The 17,835-nt window shown below is 71.3% G+C and carries 13 protein-coding genes and 2 tRNA genes; 1 reads left to right on the top strand and 14 read right to left on the bottom strand.

Annotated elements, in window-relative coordinates; genetic code table 11:
- Window positions 1-102 precede the first annotated feature (102 nt).
- From AC559T_RS31235 to AC559T_RS31170, 14 genes are all read right to left on the bottom strand, one after another.
- Window positions 103-864, bottom strand: coding sequence for a TIGR03936 family radical SAM-associated protein (locus tag AC559T_RS31235; protein WP_020462732.1), 762 nt, complete (start codon window positions 862-864; stop codon window positions 103-105).
- Entirely contained in the window at window positions 848-2,881 is a 2,034-nt protein-coding gene (locus AC559T_RS31230) for a TIGR03960 family B12-binding radical SAM protein (protein WP_498870994.1), read from the bottom strand. Before AC559T_RS31230 ends, AC559T_RS31235 begins: the two co-directional genes overlap by 17 nt.
- 45 nt (window positions 2,882-2,926) lie before the next feature.
- A complete protein-coding gene (gene rodA, locus AC559T_RS31225) occupies window positions 2,927-4,162 on the bottom strand; it encodes a rod shape-determining protein RodA (protein ID WP_071061510.1) in 1,236 nt (411 codons plus the stop codon).
- A gap of 181 nt (window positions 4,163-4,343) precedes the next feature.
- Complete coding sequence (mrdA, locus tag AC559T_RS31220) at window positions 4,344-6,695, bottom strand: penicillin-binding protein 2 (RefSeq protein WP_498870993.1); 2,352 nt, start codon at window positions 6,693-6,695, stop codon at window positions 4,344-4,346.
- Entirely contained in the window at window positions 6,692-7,228 is a 537-nt protein-coding gene (gene mreD, locus AC559T_RS31215; protein ID WP_071061506.1) for a rod shape-determining protein MreD, read from the bottom strand. The genes mrdA and mreD overlap by 4 nt, the downstream gene beginning before the upstream one ends.
- Window positions 7,229-7,236: 8 nt before the next feature.
- Window positions 7,237-8,232, bottom strand: a complete 996-nt coding sequence (gene mreC / locus AC559T_RS31210) for a rod shape-determining protein MreC (RefSeq protein ID WP_498870992.1) — start codon at window positions 8,230-8,232, stop codon at window positions 7,237-7,239.
- 304 nt (window positions 8,233-8,536) lie between these two features.
- Complete coding sequence (locus AC559T_RS31205) at window positions 8,537-9,568, bottom strand: rod shape-determining protein (protein WP_020462738.1); 1,032 nt, start codon at window positions 9,566-9,568, stop codon at window positions 8,537-8,539.
- Window positions 9,569-10,101: 533 nt separating this feature from the next.
- Complete coding sequence (gene ndk, locus AC559T_RS31200; protein ID WP_083390855.1) at window positions 10,102-10,515, bottom strand: nucleoside-diphosphate kinase; 414 nt, start codon at window positions 10,513-10,515, stop codon at window positions 10,102-10,104.
- A 204-nt stretch (window positions 10,516-10,719) separates the two neighbouring features.
- Window positions 10,720-12,069: a bifunctional folylpolyglutamate synthase/dihydrofolate synthase gene (locus AC559T_RS31195; RefSeq protein WP_041254813.1), complete on the bottom strand. Its 1,350-nt coding sequence runs from the start codon at window positions 12,067-12,069 to the stop codon at window positions 10,720-10,722.
- A gap of 112 nt (window positions 12,070-12,181) precedes the next feature.
- The gene (gene clpX, locus AC559T_RS31190) at window positions 12,182-13,474 is read right to left on the bottom strand and encodes an ATP-dependent Clp protease ATP-binding subunit ClpX (protein ID WP_020462740.1); all 1,293 of its coding nucleotides are present in this window, start codon (window positions 13,472-13,474) and stop codon (window positions 12,182-12,184) included.
- A gap of 425 nt (window positions 13,475-13,899) precedes the next feature.
- Window positions 13,900-14,544: an ATP-dependent Clp protease proteolytic subunit gene (locus tag AC559T_RS31185; RefSeq protein ID WP_018500228.1), complete on the bottom strand. Its 645-nt coding sequence runs from the start codon at window positions 14,542-14,544 to the stop codon at window positions 13,900-13,902.
- A gap of 62 nt (window positions 14,545-14,606) precedes the next feature.
- Window positions 14,607-15,248, bottom strand: a complete 642-nt coding sequence (locus AC559T_RS31180; protein WP_020462741.1) for an ATP-dependent Clp protease proteolytic subunit — start codon at window positions 15,246-15,248, stop codon at window positions 14,607-14,609.
- Window positions 15,249-15,664: 416 nt separating this feature from the next.
- Entirely contained in the window at window positions 15,665-17,164 is a 1,500-nt protein-coding gene (gene tig, locus AC559T_RS31175; protein WP_071061498.1) for a trigger factor, read from the bottom strand.
- Between the two features lie 55 nt (window positions 17,165-17,219).
- Window positions 17,220-17,292 (bottom strand) — tRNA-Pro (locus tag AC559T_RS31170).
- Window positions 17,293-17,340: 48 nt separating this feature from the next.
- On the opposite strand from AC559T_RS31170, the gene AC559T_RS31165 reads away from it, so the two are divergent.
- Window positions 17,341-17,411, top strand: a tRNA-Gly gene (locus AC559T_RS31165).
- The last annotated feature ends 424 nt before the right edge of the window (window positions 17,412-17,835 follow it).

Here is a 17,835-nt window from a genome sequence, read left to right as displayed (position 1 = left end):
CCTCTCGGGCTCCCGGGCGCGCTGTGTCAGCAGTCGCGGCCGCGCAGAAGCCACTGTCTCGGTCCGACGGTTGTGCCGCCGGCAATCCTGCGACGCCCTGCATCACGCTTCGAGTTGACCCACCAGCCGGGCAGCCTCGTCGCGGTCCGGTACCAGCGGGTCCGCCAGCGTTCCGTCCTCGCGCAACCGGCCCTGTTCGAGTCGTGTTGGCTCGGGCGGCACCGGGACGCTGAGGACGGCGACCGCGGAAAGGGCGGTCAGCACGTCGTCGGGTCGAACGGCGGGCGTCGTGTGCCGTACGACCACGTCCAGTATCGCACAGGTGTCGTTCTCTGCACGGCAAACGGCCCAGACCACGGCCTCGCGCACGTCCACGCGGCGCCGTCCGTCCTTGGTGGCCCGCTCGACCGTGAGTGACTCCCGACCCAGCAGCTCGGCGACGGCGACGTCCAGATCGGCGATCGCGACGCCGGGCATCCGCAGCCGCCACCGGGACGCGTCGATCCGGTCCGGCAGCGGCGGGCTGTCCGCCGCGACGCAGTGCAGGACGTCCAGCCCGGGCGGGAGCGCCGCGTCGAGTTCCGCGCGTACCTGCTCAGGCTCCATCGGGGCCGACAGCGCGACCTCGAAGTACTCGGCCTCGCTTGCGGCGCCGGTGGGTGCCGCGCCGACCCACGACACCCGGGGATGGGGGCTGAACCCGGCCGAGAACGCGACCGGTATCCGGGCGCGACGCAGGCCGCGTTCAAAGGTCCTGGCTATGTCGCGGTGCGACAGGAAGCGCAGCCGCCCCCGCTTGGCGAACCGGACCCGCACCCTGGCCACGACCGGCGGGGGCGGCGGGCCCTCAGGTCGACGAGGCACTGACCCGCGCCAGGTCGGACGGAACAGGGGACGACCCGGCAGGGCCCGGTTCAGCCGATGCAGCCGACGCATCGGTACGACCCACCGGGATCACCGGGATCAGTGTGCGCCCGGTGGGGCCGATCTGGTTCTCGGTTCCCATCGTCGGGCACACCCCACAGTCGTAGCAGGGGGTCCAGCGGCAGTCGTCCAGCTCGGTCGCGCGCAGGGCGTCCTGCCAGTCGGCCCACAGCCAGTCACGGTCGAGGCCGGCGTCGAGATGATCCCACGGCAGGATCTCGCGCTCGTCGCGCTCGCGGGTCGTGAACCAGTCCAGCGAGACGCCGAGCCCGGTGAGCTCCGCCTCGCACGCGGCCTCCCAGCGGGCGAACGAGAAGTGCTCGCTCCAGCCGTCGAAGCGGCCACCGTCGCGCCAGACCCGCTCGATCACCCGGCCGACCCGGCGGTCACCGCGTGCGAGCAGCCCCTCGATGATGCCCGGACGCCCGTCGTGGTAGCGGAAGCCGACCGCCCGGCCGACCTCACGGTCGGCGCGCACGGTGTCACGCAGCAGCTTGAGGCGCTGGTCGGTCACCTCATGGGATGCCTGCCCCGCCCACTGGAACGGCGTGTGCGACTTGGGGACGAACCCGCCGATCGAGACGGTGCACCGGATGTCGCGGTGGCCGCTGGCCCGCCGGCCCGCCCGGATGACCTCGCGGGCGAGATCGGCGATCTCCAGGACGTCCTGGTCCGTCTCGGTGGGCAGGCCGCACATGAAGTAGAGCTTCACCTGCCGCCAGCCGTTCGCGTAGGCCGTGCTGACCGTGCGGACCAGGTCCTCCGCGCTGACCGTCTTGTTGATGACCCTGCGAAGCCGCTCCGAGCCGCCCTCGGGGGCGAAGGTGAGCCCACTGCGGCGGCCGTTGCGGGAGAACTCGTTGGCGAGGGTGACGTTGAAGGCGTCCACCCGGGTGGAGGGCAGGCTCAGCGCCGTGTTGGTGCCCTCGTAGCGGTCGGCCAGGCCCTTGGCGATCTCGCCTATCTCGCTGTGGTCCGCGCTCGACAGCGACAGCAGGCCCACCTCGGAGAAACCCGAGGCCGCGAGCCCGGCGTCGACCATCTCGCCGACGGTGGTGATGCTGCGCTCCCGCACCGGACGGGTGATCATCCCGGCCTGGCAGAACCGGCAGCCGCGGGTGCAGCCGCGGAAGATCTCCACGCTCAGCCGCTCGTGCACCGTCTCGGCCAGCGGTACGAGCGGGGTCTTCGGGTACGGCCAGGAGTCGAGGTCGGTCAGGGTGTGCTTGGCGGGCCGCTCCGGGACGTCGTCCCGGTTGCGGGTGACCGCCGCGATCCGCCCGTCCGGCCGGTAGCTGACGTCGTAGAACTCCGGGACGTAGACCAGCTTGCGGCGGGCGAGACGGTGCAGCAGCTCCGTGCGCCCACCGGGCGCGCCGGCGGCCTTCCAGGCGCGGGTGATGTCGGTGATCAGCAGGACGGCCTGCTCGCCGTCCCCGAGGACGACGGCGTCGACGAAGTCCGCGATCGGCTCGGGGTTGAAGGCCGCGTGCCCGCCGGCGATGACGATCGGCCAGGTCAGGCCGTCACCCGGGGCGGCACGGTCCGCGGTGCGCAGCGGGATGCCGGCGAGATCCAGGGCCGAGAGCAGGTTCGTGTAGCCGAGCTCGGTGGAGAAGCTGACCCCGAAGAGGTCGAAATCCCCGACCGGGCGATGGCCGTCCACAGTGAACTGCGGTATTCGGTGCTCACGCATCAGGGCCTCGAGATCCGGCCAGACCGAGTACGTGCGCTCCGCGAGGACGTCCGGCTGCTCGTTGAGGATCTCGTAGAGGATCTGGACGCCCTGGTTCGGCAGCCCGACCTCGTAGGCGTCGGGGTACATCAGACACCAGTGGACCGCGGCGTCGCCCCAGGGTTTGACGACCGCGTTCCCCTCGCCGCCGACGTACTGGACGGGCTTCCGGACCCGTGGGAGCAGCGGCTCCAGGAGGGGAAACAGCGACTGTCCGGACATGCCCGCGAGCCTACGGCACCGGAGGGTGGCCGACCGCCTCAGCCCTCAGAGCGCGTAGGGGTCCGAGCGCGAGCGCAGGCGGACGTTCTGCAACAGCCCGACCGCGATCATGTTCGCGAACATCGAGGAACCGCCGTATGACAGGAACGTCAATGGGAGGCCGGTCACCGGCATCACACCGAGACACATGCCGATGTTGACGAAGATCTGGAAGGTGAACCAACAGACCACGCCGGTGGCGATGAGCGCCCCGAAGGAGTCCTGCGAGTGGAAGCCGATCGTCAGCGCCCGCCAGAGCACCACGCCGAGCAGGACGATCACACCGCCGGCCCCCAGATAGCCGAGCTCCTCGCCGGCGACGCTGAACACGAAGTCGGTCTGCTGCTCGGGCACGAACTGGCCCTGGGTCTGCTGGCCCTCGAACAGACCACGACCGGTGATGCCGCCGTTCGCGATCGCGGTCATCGCCTGGTCGACGTTGTATCCGGTGGACGACGACGCCTTGTTCTCGGAGACGAACGAGGTGAGGCGTGCCTCCTGGTAGGGCTTGAGCAGGTGGAACTGCAGGATCGCCCCGCCGAAGAGGACCCCGCACAGGATCAGGCCGAGCACCCAGCGCCGCGGCGCGCCGCTCACCGCCAGCATGCCGAGGGTGACGAACACCAGCACCATGACCGTGCCGAAGTCGGGCTGCAGCATGATCAGGGCCATCGGCACGACGGCGAGCCCGAGCACGAGCAGCACGTCGCCGTGGCCCGGCGCGCCGCGCCGGATGCCGGTGTGCCGGTCCTCGTGTTTCTCCCCGAGGATCATCGCCGCCCCGACGACGAGCGCGACCTTGGCGAACTCCGACGGCTGGAGCTGGAAGCCGGCCGGGAGCACGATCCACGAGTGGGCGCCGTTGACGGTGGTGCCGACCAGGAGGACGGCGATGAGACCGACCAGCGAGCCGAGATAGACGAAGGGCGCGTACGCCCGCAGGATCCGGTAGTCGACCAGGGTCGCGGCGGCCCCGAGCAGCAGGCCGATCACCAGGTTCAGCAGGTGGCGCTTCAGGAAGGTCTGTGGGTCTCCCCCGGTCTCCTCCAGCCGCTGGCGGGTCGCCGACCAGACCAGCAGGGCACCGAGGAGCGCCAGCGCGATCACGCTGATCTGAAGCGGCCAGTCGAGCCGGCGCAGCGGCGAGTGCCGCCCGGACGCGCGGTCGCGCAGCTGCCCGATCCGCCCCCGGACCAGCACCGGGGAGGAGCGCAGCGCGGTAGGACCCGGGTCCTGCGTCATCGTTCCCCTCCCCGTCTGTGGGCGGCCCCGGCCATGCCGGCCGCACTGTGGGTGGACCGAACTGCCGAGTGGCCGTCCGTGGGATGTCCGGCCGGCTGTGGCCCTGGTGGCCGGCTGTGGACCCGGTGGCCGGCTGTGGCCCTGGTGGCCGGCCGGATCGGCGCCGGCCGGCCTCGCACCGTCAGTCGTGCCCGGTTGGGCCGCGTGCCCGCGGCACCTGTTCGCCGGCCGCCGGCTCGCCGGTGCCGCCGGCACCCGGTTCCACCGGCGGCGCCGGGTGCCTGGCCTCCGCGAAAACAGCGGGCAGCACCGCACCGGGGACCGTCGTTCCCGCGGCTGCATCCCCCGGCACCGCGGCGGCGGCGGTCGTACCCGACGCACCCGCGCCCGGCGCCGCTGTTCCCGGCGCCTGGGGGCCCGGGGCGGTCGTACCGGGTGCGCCCGTGTCCGGCGCGGCCCCGGGCGCCGCAGCGAACGTGCCGTCGCGGCCCAGCTCGGGCAGCTCGGCCGGTGGCTTGCCCCCAGGCACCGCCCCGGGTCGGCCTACCCCGTAGAGCGCCTTGTAGATCTCCTTGGCGACCGGCGCGGCGTACTCGGCGCCGGTCCCCGCCTCCGGGATGCTCACCACGACCGCGAACTGCGGGTCGTTCGCCGGAGCGAACGACGCAAACCACGAGGTGTCGGCCTTGCCCTCGACCTCGGCCGTTCCGGTCTTGGCCGCCACCGGCACCATGTCGCTGGGCCAGTCGGCGAACACCCCGGCCGCCGTCCCGCCGCCCTCGGTCGTCACCCCGCGCAGGGAGTCCCGGATGTAGGCGAGGTTCTCCGGCGAGATGGGCAGCTTCCCGGTGACCGTCGGCTCGATCCTCTTCACCTCTCTGCCATCCGGCGAGACCGTGGCCTTGGCGAGGGTGGGCTTGTAGAGAGTCCCGCCGTTCGCGATGGCCGCGTAGGCGGTGGCGAGCTGCAGGGGGCTGGCGGAGAGGTACTGCCCCTGCCCGATGGAGAACTGCACGGCGGCACCGGCGTTGTAGAGGTAGCCGTCGACGCAGGCCTCGGCCGCGTATCTGCGGAAACGCTCTGCCTTCGTCGGGTCGGGCTCCTCCGGGTAGCCGTTCTGCGCCCGCCGGCAGTAGGAGTCCTTGAGCTCCTCCCAGATCTGCTTGGCCTCGGCACGGTCCACGACCGTGCCGGCGGTCTCGCCGGGAAGGTCGATGCCCGTGCGCCGGCCGAAGCCCAGTCCCTCGGCCATTCGGGCGAAGTACTCCTTCGGCTCCGGGTAGGGGCCGCGGCCGTTGCGCAGCCCGCCGTCGGCGACCCAGGCGTCGTAGGCGAACTTGTCGTAGATGACGTCGCAGGAGATCACCAGCGCCTGGTGCAGCGTGATGGGTCCCGCGGACGAGCCGTCGAAGTTGTGGAAAACCTGGTCGCCGACCTGGAGCGTCGGCGCGCAGTCGTATGTGTCGTCGCCGCTCGCGCCCAGGTGCTCCAGCGCGACCGCGGTGGAGACGACCTTGAACGTCGACGCCGGCGCGGACGAGCCCTGGTAGGCCCGCGAAAGCAGCGGGGTGCCGTTGGCCGGGTCGGACAGCGCGGCGTAGTCGTTCTGGGAGACGCCGCCGACGAACACCGACGGGTCGTAGGACGGCAGGCTGGCCAACGCGACGACGCCGCCGGTGCGCACGTCCAGCACCACCGCGGAGGCGGACCGCGCTCCCCCGCCGAGCGAGTTGAGCGTCGTGGCCAGCGCCTCCTCGGCCGCGCGCTGGACGTCCAGGTCGAGGTTGAGCACGAGGTGGTCGCCGCTGACCGGCGGGGTCGTCGACGCGGTGCCGGCGACCCGGCCGAACCGGTCGACCTCGAGGCGTTCCACCCCGTCCGCGCCGCGCAGCGCGTCGTCGTAGGTGTACTCCAGGCCGGAGACGCCGATCAGGCTGTTGAGGTGGTAGCCCTTCTCGTCGCCCTGCTTGTCGAGCTGGTCCTGGGAGACCGGGGCGAGGTAGCCGAGTTCGTGCGCGGCGAGCTGGCCGTTCGGGTACTCGCGGACGGCCTGCAGGTCCGCGGAGACACCCGGGAAACGGTCCGGGTGCTCGATCACCGCGAGCGCCTGCGCCGGGGTGACGTCCTTCGCCACCGGGACCGGCTGGTAGGGGGAGCCGTTCCAGCACGGCGCCCGCACCGTGGCCGAGCAGAAGCGGACCCGCTGCTCGAGCTCGGCCAGCGGCGCCCCGATGACGGTGGCCAGCCGGTCGAGCACGGCCTTGCCCTTGTCCGCCTGGCGGTCGATGGTCGACCGGTTGACCGAGATGACCAGCGAGGTGCGGTTGCGCACCAGGGGCTGACCCTCGTCGTCGACGATCATGCCCCGGGTGGCGGGGGTGACCACCTCGCGGACCCGGTTGGTCTCCGCGACCTGGCGGTAGCGCTCGCCGTCGAGGATCTGCAGCACCCACAGCCGGGCGCCGAGCGTCACCAGCAGGGAGAGCACGAGGACCCGCAGGATCAGTAGCCGGATGCGCATCCGGTCGGTCACACCCGCCTCCGATCCCCGTGCAGGCGGCGGGAGGCCGCCGCCGCGAGCGGGAACAGGAACGGCGTGACGAGCAGGGCGTAGAGCCCGGCGGCGATCGCGCGCACGATGGCCTGGCCACCGGTGAGGGCCGCGTCGCCCAGGATCGACGTCGTCGCCGCGTGGCCCAGGGTGCCCAGCGCCGCCGCGGCGCCGACCGCGGCGAGCGGCACGACGATCGAGCGCTCCGCCGCGTTCATCACCAGGCCGACGAGATACCCGACCAGGCACAGGACGAGCGCGGTCTGCCCGATCACATGCGTGGACAACAGGTCGGCCACGAGCCCCACGGCGAAGCCCAGGACCGCGCCGAGCATCGGCCCCTCGATCAACGCGATGATCGCGAGCAGGACGAGGACCAGATCGGGCCGGCCGAGCGGCGCACCGAGCCGCGCCACGACCGAGACCTGCAGGACGACCGCGACCAGCAGCACCACCACCGCGGCCACGAACGTGCGCGGATGCAGGCTCTCCTCGGAGGTTCCGGTATCCCACACGGCCGACCTCAGCCCGCACCCGCGGCCGCGGGGACGCCCGCACCGCCCTGCGCCTGACCACCCTGAGGCTGCCCGGCCGGCTGCTGGGCGCCGTCGGGCTGGGCGGGCGCGGACGGCTGGCCGTCCGGCGGCTGCGCGGCGTCGGGCGCGGGCGCCGGGCGGGGCGGGAGGACCCGGTCACCCGGGTCCGCCGGTGGGCCGCCGATCACGACGCCGACCATGTCGAGCGTGCCGACGGAGACGAAGGGACGGACCTCCGCGGTGCGCGAGAGCCCGCCGACGTCCACCACCTTGGTCACCTCACCGATCGGTACGCCCGCCACATAGTCAAGACTACCGAACGTCACCAAACGGTCACCCTTTTTAACCTGGTACGAGGCGTCATAAAGAGTGAAGGTCAGCGAGCTCGGTCCCTGCCCGCCGGCCACCGCGCCGAGCAGCTGGGTCGTCTCCAGCCGGGCGCCGATCCGACTGGTCGGGTCGCAGAGCAGTTTGATCACGGCGGTGCTGTCGGTCACCGAGGCGACCGTCCCGACCAGGCCCGACGCGTTCACGACCACCTTGTCGACGGCGAGGCCATCCCGGCGGCCGGCGTTGATCGTCACCGTCCAGTCCATCCCGGTGACGTCGCCGACCGCGATGACCCGGGCCGGGACGATCGTGTACTGGCCCTTGTCCGAGAGCAGGCGCAGGTCGGACAGATCCCCCGCCAGCCGGTCGATCTCGGCCCCGTCGGCGATCTGGCGCCGCAGCGCGGCGTTCTCCTCACCGAGCCGGTCGGCACGGTCGTGGTAGCGGTTCGGGTGGGTCAGCGAGGAGACGGTGCGCCCCACCGGGCGGGTCACCGTCGTGACCGCGTTCTCCACGCCGCCGACCGCCGAGTGCAGCACCCCGCGCACCCCGGTCGCGGAGTCACCCGTCCGGTAGTCGAGCGTGATCAGCGTGAAGGCGAGGACGAGCAGCGCGGCGATGACGAGGCGGGAGCGCCTGGTGTCACGTCCCACGTCGGTCCTCCGTCACCGGTGCCGTCCTCCTGCCGTGTGGTCCGGTTGGCTGCCGGCCCACGGTTGCCGCAAGGTTCCGGTGATGTTTCTACCGGGGCCGCGACAAGCCCTCGAGCCGGGGCCGGCCGGCCGCCCGGCCGCCGAAACGGCCGGACAAGCCTTGGCCGGCGCTGTCACAACACCCTCGACCGGCACTCTCACAACGCCCTCGACCGGCGCCGCCACGACACGCCGCGCCCGCGACCGTCGATCTTCCTGGTCGGACGAGCGGCGGGCCGGCTGGGTTCCCGGCCCCGGGCCGCGGTCAGCGTTTCGGTTCGGAGATCAGGACCTGCTGGAGCGCCTCGAACTCCTCGACGCACTTGCCCGAGCCCATCGCCACCGAGTGCAGCGGGTTCTCCGCGATGTGGATCGGCATCCCGGTCTCGTGGCGCAGGCGCTCGTCGAGCCCGCGCAGCAGCGCCCCGCCACCGGTCAGCACGATCCCGCGGTCCATGATGTCGCCGGAGAGCTCCGGAGGGCATCTGTCGAGGGTGACCTTCACGGCGTCGATCACCGCGTTCACCGGCTCCTCGATGGCCTTGCGGATCTCCTCGGCGGTCACCACGATCGTCTTGGGCAGGCCCGTGACGAGGTCACGGCCGCGGATCTCCGCGCTCGGCTCGTCCGGGATCTTGTGCGCCGAGCCGATGGCCATCTTGATCTCCTCGGCGGTCCGCTCGCCGAGCATCAGCGAGTACTCCTTCTTGACGTAGGAGATGATCGCCGTGTCGAGCTCGTCACCGGCCGTGCGGATCGACTGGCTGGTGACGATCCCACCGAGGGAGATGACCGCCACCTCGGTCGTGCCGCCGCCGATGTCGACGACCATGTTCCCGGTCGGCTCGTGGACGGGCAGGCCGGCACCGATCGCCGCCGCCATCGGTTCCTCGATGATGTAGACCTTGCGGGCCCCGGCCTGGTAGCCGGCGTCCTTGACGGCCCGCTGCTCCACCCCGGTGATACCGGACGGCACGCACACCACCAGCCGCGGCTTGGCGAAGTGCCGGCGGCGGTGCACCTTCTGGATGAAGTAGCGCAGCATCCGCTCGGTGGTCTCGAAGTCGGCGATCACGCCGTCCTTCAGCGGGCGGACGGCCACCACGTTGCCCGGGGTGCGCCCGATCATCCGCTTGGCGTCGGTGCCGACGGCGAGGATGCCCGAGGTGGTCGTATTGATCGCCACCACACTGGGCTCGTTGAGGACGATCCCCCTGCCGCGGACGTAGACGAGCGTGTTGGCGGTACCAAGGTCGACGGCCATGTCACGACCGAGGAATGACAGCGAACTGGACATCGTCGGGTGCCGGCCTTCCCGGGGGGCGCGAGGTGGGACGGGTCCGGGCGGCGCACGCGGGCGTCACCGACCGGCCCGTCTCCGACCAACGCGCGAAACGCGTACAGAGTTCGTCGAGCGGGCGGGACGGCCCGGATGCGCCGCGCGAGAACACGGTCACGGCGACCGCCTGAAAGGTCGTTCGCCGCAGCCCGCCGGACACGTTCCGGGCAGTTGAAAGCGTAGACCGCCCCCGGTGGGGTCGCCGCGCCGACCGGGAAGCGTGTCACCCCGCGCGTAGCGGGGCGTGCACGGCACGCCGGTCGGCGCCAGGCCATCCGGGACGGTTGCCGAGCGGGCGGCGCAGCGCCACCGATCGGGCGCCGGGCTCCGAGCGCAACCGCCCCGGATCGGTGACGAAACGCCCGCCGGGACGGCTCGCCCGGCCAGCGGCCCCACGGGGGTGCCACCGCGACGGGGCGCCGCGCAGCCGGCGGTTCACCCGCAACGGTGCCGCCGGCCACCCTCGGACGGGCCGGCCGGAGCCGGGTGGGTCAGCTCAGGCCGGGGAAGAAGAGGTCGATCTCGCGCTTGGCCGACTCGGGCGAGTCCGAACCGTGGATGAGGTTCTGGCCGATCTCGAGCGCGAAGTCACCGCGCAGCGACCCGGGAGCCGCCTTCACCGGGTCGGTGGCGCCGATCAGGCCGCGCAGCGCCTCGACCGCGCGGGGCCCCTCGACCACCAGCGCGACGAGCGGGCCGGAGGTGATGAACTCCACCAGCTCGCCGAAGAACGGCTTGCTGGCGTGCTCGCCGTAGTGGGTCTCGGCGACCGAGCGCTCAAGCGTGCGCAGCTCGAGTGCGACGATCTTCAGCCCCTTACGCTCGATGCGGCCGACGACCTCACCGACGAGGCCGCGGCTGACGCCATCGGGCTTGACCAGGATGAGGGTGCGCTCGGCGGACACGGGACTCCTTCGGAATCGTTTCGTCATCTTCGACGTGGTAGGGGCGCCCGGACCGCGTCTACGCGACACCGGTTGGCCCCTGGCAAACCTACAGGGTCGGCGTTCACCACCGGTCCACGCAGTCCCCCGGACCACCCGTCAGAGCACCGCGCGGGCAACACCGGGATCACCAGGCACATCAGATCATCGCCGGCCGACGGACGGTCAGCGACGAAGCAGGTGCCGCGCCTCACCCACGGTCACCAGCGAGCCGGTCACCAGCACACCCGTGCCGCCCAGCTCGCCCTCCTCCTCCGCGAGCCGCACCGCGGCCTCGAGGGCGTCGTCCAGCCGTGGCGCCACCTCGACCCGGTCGGCATCGAAGACGTCCACCGCGATCGCGGCCAGGTCGTCCGCGCCCATCGCCCGCGGTGACGTGCTCTGGGTCACGACGACACTGCTGAGCACCGGTTCCAGGGCGGCGAGGATGCCCTCGGCGTCCTTGTCTCCGAGCACACCGACGACCCCGACGAGATTGTCGAAGCCGAAGGCCTCGTCGACCGCGGCCGCGAGGGCCTGCGCGCCGGCGACGTTGTGCGCGCCGTCCAGGACGATGGTCGGCGAGCGCCGCACGACCTCCAGCCGGCCGGGCGAGTCGGCCTGGGCGAACCCTGCGAGGACGGCGTCGGCGTCCAGCTGGCCCTGCCCGCCACCGAGGAACGCCTCGACGGCCGCCAGCGCGACGGCCGCGTTGTGCGCCTGGTGGATGCCGTGCAGCGGCAGGAAGACCTCCTCGTACGTCCCGCCCAGACCGCGCAGGGTCAGCACCTGGCCGCCCACCGCCACCCGCCGGCCGACGACGCCGAACTCCAGGCCCTCCCGCGCGACGGTGGCGCCGACCTCGGCGCTGCGCCGCAGCAGGACCTCGGCGGCGGGCAGCGACTGCTGCGCCAGCACCACCAGGGCGTCCGGCCGGATGATCCCCGCCTTCTCCGCCGCCACCGCCTCCACGGTGTCACCCAGCTCCGGATGATCGAGGGAGACCGGCGTGATCACCGCGACGCCCGCGTCGACCACGTTCGTCGCGTCCCAGGTGCCGCCCATGCCGACCTCGACGACCCCGGCGTCCACGGGCGAGTCGGAGAAGGCGGAGAACGCCATCGCGGTGAGCAGCTCGAAGAACGTGACCCGCTCGGGATGGCGGCTGTCGACGAGCTCCGCGTAGGGGATCACGTCGTCGTAGGCCCTGGCGAACACCTCAGCGTCGGCGGGCACGCCGTTGATGCTGATCCGCTCCGTGACGCTTTCCATGTGCGGGGAGGTGTACCGGCCCGGCCTCAGCCCGAAGCCCCGAAGCAGCGCGTCGATCATCCGCGCCGTGGACGTCTTGCCGTTCGTCCCGGTGATGTGGATGGACGGGAAGGACCGCTCCGGGTGCCCCAGCAGGTCCACGAGATCCCGCATCCGGTCCAGGTCCGGGTGCATCCGGTGCGGGAACCGCCCGGCCAGTGCCTTCTCCACCCGGGCGAGCTCGGCCGCGTCGTCCGGCGTGCGCCCCGTGCGTGCGTCTGTCACGGAGCCGAGGTTATGGCATCGGGACGCCCGTTCCGATGCCGCGGCCGGCACGGGCACCTCGCCGTCGCCGAGGCCACGGCGACCAGTGCCGGGGCGGCCGGCCGCGATCTCGTCAGGCGGACTTCTCCTGGCGCGGGCCGCGCTTCGACGCGGCGACGTCGCGTGGCACCAGGGTCGGGTTGACGTGCTCGAGCACGACCTCCCGGGTGATCACCGCGCGGGCGACGTCCTTACGGCTCGGGATGTCGTACATCACCGAGAGCAGGACCTCTTCCATGATCGCGCGCAGGCCGCGGGCGCCCGTCCCGCGCAGGATGGCCTGGTCCGCGATGGCCTCGAGTGCGTCGGTGGTGAAGTCGAGGTCGACGCCGTCCAGCTCGAACAGCCGCTTGTACTGGCGGACGAGCGCGTTCTTCGGCTCGGTGAGGATCCGGATGAGCGCCTCGCGGTCGAGGTTGGAGACGCTGGTGATGATCGGCAGTCGGCCGATGAACTCCGGGATCATTCCGTACTTGAGGAGGTCCTCCGGCATGATGTCGCCGAAGACGTTCGAGGCGTCCGGGTCGTCCTTGCCGTGCAGCACCGCGCGGAACCCCAGCGACTTCTTGCCGATGCGCGACTCGATGATGCGGTCCAGACCGGCGAAAGCCCCACCGACGATGAACAGGACGTTCGTCGTGTCGATCTGAATGAACTCCTGGTGCGGGTGCTTGCGGCCGCCCTGCGGCGGGACGCTCGCCGTCGTTCCCTCGAGAATCTTCAGCAGCGCCTGCTGCACGCCCTCGCCGGAGACGTCCCGGGTGATGCTGGGGTTCTCCGACTTCCGGGCGATCTTGTCGACCTCATCGATGTAGATGATGCCGGTTTCGGCCTTCTTGACATCGTAGTCGGCGGCCTGGATGAGTTTGAGAAGAATGTTCTCGACATCCTCGCCGACATACCCGGCCTCGGTGAGCGCGGTCGCGTCGGCGATGGCGAACGGGACGTTCAGCATCCGGGCCAGCGTCTGCGCCAGCAGGGTCTTGCCGCACCCCGTGGGGCCCAGCAGCAGGATGTTGCTCTTCGCGAGCTCCACCTCGCCCTTGCCGGCGTCACCGCCGGAGGCACCGCCCGCCTGCACCCGCTTGTAATGGTTGTAGACGGCCACCGACAGCGTCTTCTTCGCCGCCTCCTGACCGACCACGTACCCGTCGAGGAACTCGTAGATCTCCCGGGGCTTCGGGAGCTCCTCCCACTTGAGCTCAGAGGACTCGGAGAGCTCCTCCTCGATGATCTCGTTGCAGAGATCGATGCACTCATCGCAGATGTAGACGCCGGGGCCGGCGATGAGCTTCTTCACCTGCTTCTGAGACTTACCGCAGAAGGAGCACTTGAGCAGGTCACCGCCATCACCGATGCGTGCCACCGAGGACTCAGTCCCTTCGTCCAGACGATGGTGTCGCCTGCGTGTCGGGGGCGGTGGGCACCGCCCGGTCGTCGCGTGTCTGCCTGTATCCGTCCCCGTGGGGACGGTACCCCGCGGGGGCGTCCGGTGAGAGCCCAATCGCTGGGCTCATACCGGTCAGCCTACGGTCATCGGACCCGTCCCCGCTCGTCCAGACGGCCCGTTCGGCACCACCGCCCGATCGGGCGTCCGGAAGGGGACGGGAGGATGCCAACCCGTCGCACCCGGCCCGCCACCGACGAGCCTCCCGCGTACCGCGCCACCACAGGGCCGCCGGGCCCGCGGCCCGGGTCCGACGGAGGAAGCGGCGCCCCGGAGGCGCCCACCGAGGCCGGCCCGGTGAGCCCCGCCGTGCCCGGGCCCGGCGGGGCCGACTCGGCGCCGGCTCAGCGCGCCGAGGCGAGCCGCGAGGACTTCCGGGTCTTGATCACTTCATCGATGATGCCGTAGTCCTTGGCCTCGTCAGCGCTGAAGATCTTGTCGCGCTCGATGTCCTTGCGGACGGCCTCCTCGGTGCGCCCCGTGTGCTCGGCGAGCATGTGCTCCAGCAGCGACCGCATGCGCAGGATCTCGCGCGCCTGGATCTCGATGTCGCTGGACTGGCCCTCGCCCTGCGCCGACGGCTGGTGGATGAGGATGCGGCTGTTCTGCAGCGCGAACCGCTTGCCGGGGGTACCGGCCGCGAGCAGCACCGCCGCCGCGGACGCCGCCTGGCCCATGCAGATCGTCTGGATGTCGGGACGCACGAACTGCATGGTGTCGTAGATCGCGGTCAGCGACGTGAACGACCCACCGGGCGAGTTGATGTAGATCGAGATGTCGCGGTCCGGGTCCTCGGACTCGAGGAACAGCAGCTGCGCCATCACGTCGTTCGCCGACGTGTCATCGATCGGCGCGCCGAGGAAGACGATGCGCTCCTTCAGCAGCTTCGAGTACGGGTCCATCCCGTACTCACCGCGGGACGTCTTCTCGATGATGTTGGGGAGGACGTACCGGCTCTGCGTTCCGTAGTAGCCCTGTGGTCCGTGCATGGTGACTGCCTCCGAGGAGAGCGGGTGACGAGGGTCGGGACGGCTCGCTGCCGCGGCGGGCGTCAGCTCACCGGTCCTTCGCTGGGGACCTGGCGGGCCCGCTGGACGACGTGGTCGACGAAGCCGTAGTCCTTCGCCTCGTCCGCGGTGAACCAGCGGTCGCGGTCGGAGTCCCGCTCGATCTGCTCGACGGGCTGACCGGTGTGGAACGCGATGCGCTCCTGCATCATCCGCTTGGTGTAGAGCATCTGCTCCGCCTGGATCGCGATGTCGGACGCCGTTCCGCCGATGCCGCCGGAGGGCTGGTGCATCATGATCCGCGCGTGCGGCAGCGAGTAACGCTTGCCCGGCGCGCCCGCGCAGAGCAGGAACTGGCCCATCGACGCGGCGAGCCCCAGCGAAACCGTGGCGACGTCGTTCTCGACGTACTGCATGGTGTCGTAGATCGCCATGCCGGCGCTGACCGAGCCGCCGGGCGAGTTGATGTAGAGGAAGATGTCCCGCTCGGGGTCCTCGGCGTTCAGCAGCAGGAGCTGCGCGCAGATCGCGTTGGCGATCGAGTCCTCCACCACCGAACCGAGGAAGATGATCCGCTCACGGAGGAGACGGTTGAAGACCTGCTCGTCGAAGCCGGGGCCATTCTGTCCCGGCGAGCGGAGACTCGGGCCCGGGACAGCCAGGCCAGGGGCGGCGATGTCACTCACGGTCGGATCCTCGGCTTCCTTCGGCGGCGTCTGATTGACCGGCTCGACACTATCTGTGACACGAGCCGGTTCCGGTGCTTCTCCTTCGATGTTCGCGCTCGGCGTGAGGCCGAGCCAGTCCGGCATCGATGTGCGTCGAGGGCCCGTGACCAGCCGCCGGCCCGGCCGCGCACCCGTCGTCACCGTGCCGGGCGACAGCGTGCCTCTCGGTGTCCATGCGTGGCACCGGACACGCCGACGGCCTCCGAAACTCGCGTTCCGGAGGCCGTCGGTCGAATCCACCCGCTGTGCCACGCACCGTGCCCCACGGCCGCCGCCCGGCGCCCGTGGCGCAGGGCGGCGTCGTCACAGGGGCGGTCGTTACCTGGAGGTCGCTACCTGGCAGTCGCTACCTGGCAGTCGCTACCTGGCAGTCGCTACTTGGTCTCGGACGCGGGCGGCTCGGAGTCGCCCTCGCCGTCCGCGTCCGTGGCGGTGGCGGTGGCCTCGTCGCCGGCCGCGGCGGTGACCTCCGCCGAGGGAGCCGCCGCCGGGACCTCAAGCTCCTCGGCGTCCAGCTCGTCCGAGATGTCCCGGACGTCGTCCTCGGCCTCGCCCGACGGACGGCGCGGCAGGTTCAACTCCACCGCGTTACCCTCGGTGTCGACGACCTTCGCGTTCTCCAGCAGCAGGAACAGCGCCTTCGTGCGGAGGACATCCGCCATCAGGGCGGTCAGCCCCTCGCCCTGCGCGAGCTGCTGGGCGTACTGGTCAGGCTGCACACCGGCCCGCTGCGCGCGCATCAGGATCTGCTCCATCAGCTCACCCTGGTCAAGGCCGATCGACTCGGCGTCGATCACCGCGTCCAGGATGAACTGCGAGCGGATCGCCTTACCCGCCGAGCTGCGGACCTCGGCGTCGAACTCCTCCGCCGACTGGCCCAGCGTCTCCAGGTAGGTCGCCCGGTCCGTACCGATATGCTCCAGCTCGTGCCCGAGGCGGTGCTCACGGGCCTCCAGCTCGCCGGCCAGCACCGAATCCGGCACCGGAACCTCGACCAGTTCGATCAGCTTGTCGAGCATCTTGTCGCGGGCCTCGCCCAGCTGCTCGACCTTCCGGTTCGACTCAAGCCTGGTCCGGACGTCGGCGCGCAGCTCCTCCAGCGTGTCGAACTCGCTGGCCGTCGTCGCGAAGTCGTCGTCGAGCTCCGGGAGCTCCTTCTCCTTCACGCCCCGCACCACAGCGGTGACCTGCGCCGTGCGGCCCGCGTACTCACCGGCGAGCAGCTCGGTGTCGAACGTGCGCTCATCGCCGTCCGACGCGCCGGTGATGGCCTCGTCGATCCCGTCGATCAGGTTCCCGCTGCCGACCTCGTACGACATGCCGGTCGCGGTCGCGTCCTCGATCGCCTCACCGTCGACCGACGCCGACAGGTCCAGCGAGACGAAGTCGCCCTCCTGGACCGGGCGCTCGACCGGCTTCAACACGGCGAACCGGTCACGCAGGTTCGTCAGATGCTCCTCGACCTGCTCATCGGTCACCGTCGCCGGCTCGACGACGAGCTCCAGCTCGCCGAACTCCGGCAGGGTCACCTCCGGGCGCACATCCATCTCGGCCGTGAAGACCAGCTGCACGCCATCGGCGAACTCGGTGATGTCCACCTCAGGCCGCGACAGGACGTCCACCTCTTCGGCCTGGACGGCCTCCGAGTAAAGGCGCGGCAGCGCCTCCTGGATCGCCTCGTCGAGGATCACACCGCGCCCCAGGCGCTGGTCCAGAATCCGCGGCGGGACCTTGCCCGGGCGGAATCCGGAGACGCGCACCTGGCGCGCCAGCTTGCGGTAGGTGGCATCGACGGACGGCTTGAGCTCGTCGAAGGGCACCTCGACGGTGAGCTTGACCCGGGTCGGGCTGAGGGTCTCCTTGGTGGCCTTCACGGCGCGGCGGTCTCCTGGTACGACGTTGGACGGGGTGACGCGCCGAGGGTATCGGTCGGGGCGGGGAGACTCGAACTCCCGATCTCCTGCACCCAAAGCAGGCGCGCTGGCCACTACGCTACGCCCCGAGGCGTTGCCCCCACATCCTACGGGGTAAGCTTCCTTCCATCACCTACGCGGGTGTAGCTCAATGGCAGAGCCCCAGCCTTCCAAGCTGGCCATGCCGGTTCGATCCCGGTCACCCGCTCGTCGATGGGTTTGCTGTGCCCAGGGAACCTGGGCCTGGTCGACTCGCCATGTCTGCCGGGGGGCGGTGCCCCCCGTGGCCCCCTCGGCGGGTGGGGTTCTGGGGGCGGCCTGCGGCCTGCGGTGACAGCCCCGACATCGGGCTGCGCCCCCAACCACCGGTTCCCGAGGGCAGCCCACGGCCTGCGGCGGCAACCCCGACACCGGGCTGCGCCCCCCAACCACCGGTTCCCGAGGGCAGCCCACGGCCTGCGGCGACAGCCCCGACACCACGTGGCATCCCGGACACAGGTCCCGAGAGGTACCTGCGACAGCATCCCCGGCGCTATGCCACTCCCCCCGACCACCAGGGCGACTCCACCCCTGGCACCTTCCCCGGCACCCTTACCAGCCCCAGCATTGATGCGTGGCGGGGGGGGGGGGGC

Source organism: Frankia sp. Hr75.2, from assembly GCF_949319125.1.
GTDB classification, from domain to species: Bacteria; Actinomycetota; Actinomycetes; order Frankiales; family Frankiaceae; genus Parafrankia; species Parafrankia soli.
This window is presented reverse-complemented; position numbering and strand designations above follow the sequence as displayed.

What these genes read in the sequence shown, in the direction of transcription:
- AC559T_RS31230 (WP_498870994.1), bottom strand. Translation starts at nt 2,881, where the DNA reads ATGTCCGGACAGTCGCTGTTTCCCCTCCTGGAGCCGCTGCTCCCACGG.
- rodA (WP_071061510.1), bottom strand. Translation starts at nt 4,162, where the DNA reads ATGACGCAGGACCCGGGTCCTACCGCGCTGCGCTCCTCCCCGGTGCTG.
- AC559T_RS31205 (WP_020462738.1), bottom strand. Translation starts at nt 9,568, where the DNA reads ATGTCCAGTTCGCTGTCATTCCTCGGTCGTGACATGGCCGTCGACCTT.
- AC559T_RS31185 (WP_018500228.1), bottom strand. Translation starts at nt 14,544, where the DNA reads ATGCACGGACCACAGGGCTACTACGGAACGCAGAGCCGGTACGTCCTC.